Origin of the sequence: Lysinibacillus sp. fls2-241-R2A-57 (assembly GCF_030209535.1) — a bacterium.
Classification (GTDB): Bacteria; Bacillota; Bacilli; order Bacillales_A; family Planococcaceae; genus Lysinibacillus.
Map to the genome: position 1 here is coordinate 1 of NZ_JARVRU010000168.1, position 2,530 is coordinate 2,530.

Sequence of the window (2,530 nt, forward strand, 5' to 3'; positions counted from 1 at the left end):
AACATCAACAACGAATTATGTTATTCACAAAATCTTAAATAGGAATAAATAGCTCCATTACAAAGTCTTCGGAAGGCAATTTATATAGTTTAAAAGCTTCAAACATTTCTCCCGAACAATACGGACACTCCAGTGACACAGCTTCTCCTGGTTTCTTGTCCACCATAAATTCACCAATCACATAGGCTGGCACATCATCTGTCTTCGCTTCATTGAATCTAGTACCACCTTCTGCCACGATTTTCTTAAATATTCGTAGGGAAATTCAATCTAATGGATACCATTCACGCTGAGCATCCATCGCTCCCTCTGTAACAAGCACATGCAAATGCGGATTATATTTTAAATCTCGTCCAAATGTATGGATGACTGTAATAATTCCAGGCTTTAGCCGACGTTTCTTAGAACAATTTTGATGGTAATATTCAAATACTTGAGCAACTAATTGACTTAACTCCTGCAATTTTCGATCCTGAAAGAACACATTTCGAAGCTCTTCTGGAATCGTAAACACCATATGACGATGAGGTACATTAAACACTAGTTCCTGTTAGCAATACTTTGTTCAATTTTGACAGTTCTTTGCTGTTTTTCGCAGGTTTTTTTTGCCTAATTAAGCAATTGATTATCAAGCAGAGCGTTCCTGATACATTTTTTCAATTATGCTCTCACCTTATGTAACGACTCATCACTTTAATCTCACCATTGAGCCCTGTTGCCAGCCTTCCTTCATCGACAAACCCGCATTTTTTATAAAGTGACTGTGCAGCGGTGTTTGGTATATTAACGCCTAACACAAGTTCATTGATAGTTGGAAAATGCTCTAAAACAAAGTCCGGCAAAAACTGTAATGCCGCTTTTGCATAGCCCTTTCCTTGTTCATAATAGTCTGTCGAAAAGGCGCGGATTAAAATCGCCTGTTCGTTAGAGGAATATGGCTTGACACCCTCATTTTCATGCAACACAAAGAAGGTTACGAGTTTGTCTTCATCTAATACAAGAATGGCATGACGATTTTTGTCCTGTTTCACTAGTTCAATGCTCTCTTTCGGAGACATCGTATATCGAAGCTGGTCTTCAGTTATGGTATATCGATCAATTAAGTAAACATCATTTTCCTCATAAAATTTTAATTTCATCAAATCTCCTCTTCTTCATAAAGTGCTGTAAATTCATACTCCGTATCAACAAGCTTTTGTAAATATGCTTCAAAGGACGGTGCAATTACCTCATAGCTATCTGGGTCATGAACGTAGCGAATTATTTGCCCTACTTGTCCACCTTCATTCGGATTAAAATCAATATACAAACGGGATGTACCACCATTGTTCATACAGTCTGAAAAGCATAATCGTTCTCTTAACGGTACATGCATATTAATTCGTTCATCCACTTCCACATAATCTAAAAAATCCTCATAACGCTCATAAATACTTTCACTATCTTTTACTCGGAAATCTGCAATAATTTGCTCTACGGACTTTAGATAATACGGATATTCACCAAGATCTGAGCCGAGCACTAGTACACAAATCGTTTCTTCACCATGTTTACAATAATATGTTCCATTTACATCTTTAAGTAGATTAATAAGTGACTCTGGACAGTTAGGAAACACATTAAGCAATGCTTGAAGTTGAGACTCGGTTGCTCCTATTGCACGTTGTAATTGAAGCTGCTCCTCTTCAGGTAAATATTTCATTAAACCACTAAAATACGGATGAAAAGTACGCATCTATTCTTCCTTCTTTCTGTTTTAAGAGTTGTTGTTTGAACACGAAAGCTATTTTCATTGCATAATAATGTATTGAACAATTGCCAAATATAATGTATTCTAACATGATTTAGAAATTAATTTAAGGGTAGGTGTAAATTTTGGAACTATTAAAAAGAGCGCAAGAGCGAAAAGAAACAGCCCTGACGATTCTAAACGAATTGGAGTTATTAGAAAAATGGAATAAAATCGGACAAGCTTATGTTGTTGGAGCTACAGCCTATGATTTACTAGTGGATCCAGATATCGATATCGAAACCTTTAGTGTCAGCCCTAATGCAACTGAAGCCATGTCGATTTTATCGGATCTAACTAGCAATCCAAAGGTTTTAGAGTTAAAATACCGAAATTATTTAGAATCACCATTTAATGGTTACTATTTTAAAATTCAATATAAGCATACGCCTTTAGAAATTTGGAATATTGATATGTGGCTGTTTTCTGAAACACGAAATGGACCGTTATCAAGAGATTTAATATCGTTAATGAACGATTCCCTAACAATAGATAGTCGAAAGGATATTTTGAAAATTAAAGAGGAACTGCTAAAGAAATCTATAATACTTCCTTCGATTTATGTCTATGAAGCTGTGTTAGACTACGATATTCAATGCACAGAAGATTTCCTTGATTGGATGGAACAACAAGATGTAGAGCAGCAGACAAATTGGCGCCCTTCAAAAAAACTATAATAAAAATAAAGGCGTGTTGATTAGGAAAAAATAGGTTTATTATTGATCGATGAAAGGGTTTTTC

Annotated in this window: 5 protein-coding genes; 1 reads left to right on the forward strand and 4 read right to left on the reverse strand. The window is 35.6% G+C overall.

The features are described from left to right. Positions 1-34 precede the first annotated feature (34 nt). From QRN68_RS21995 to QRN68_RS22010, 4 genes are all read right to left on the reverse strand, one after another. A complete protein-coding gene (locus QRN68_RS21995) occupies positions 35-238 on the reverse strand; it encodes a hypothetical protein (protein ID WP_285399212.1) in 204 nt (67 codons plus the stop codon). Positions 239-265: 27 nt separating this feature from the next. Next, the gene (locus QRN68_RS22000) at positions 266-541 is read right to left on the reverse strand and encodes a transposase (RefSeq protein WP_285399213.1); all 276 of its coding nucleotides are present in this window, start codon (positions 539-541) and stop codon (positions 266-268) included. Between the two features lie 127 nt (positions 542-668). Continuing rightward, positions 669-1,139, reverse strand: coding sequence for a GNAT family N-acetyltransferase (locus QRN68_RS22005; RefSeq protein ID WP_285399214.1), 471 nt, complete (start codon positions 1,137-1,139; stop codon positions 669-671). Further along, positions 1,139-1,735: an SMI1/KNR4 family protein gene (locus tag QRN68_RS22010; protein ID WP_285399215.1), complete on the reverse strand. Its 597-nt coding sequence runs from the start codon at positions 1,733-1,735 to the stop codon at positions 1,139-1,141. The genes QRN68_RS22005 and QRN68_RS22010 overlap by 1 nt, the downstream gene beginning before the upstream one ends. 140 nt (positions 1,736-1,875) lie before the next feature. Here QRN68_RS22010 and QRN68_RS22015 point away from each other — a divergent pair, with 140 nt between their 5' ends. Further along, positions 1,876-2,466, forward strand: coding sequence for a hypothetical protein (locus tag QRN68_RS22015; protein ID WP_285399216.1), 591 nt, complete (start codon positions 1,876-1,878; stop codon positions 2,464-2,466). Positions 2,467-2,530 lie beyond the last annotated feature (64 nt).

Bases quoted from the DNA above. Each gene is read 5' to 3' on its own strand.
- QRN68_RS22005 (WP_285399214.1), bottom strand. From the start codon at position 1,139: ATGAAATTAAAATTTTATGAGGAAAATGATGTTTACTTAATTGATCGA.
- QRN68_RS22010 (WP_285399215.1), bottom strand. From the start codon at position 1,735: ATGCGTACTTTTCATCCGTATTTTAGTGGTTTAATGAAATATTTACCT.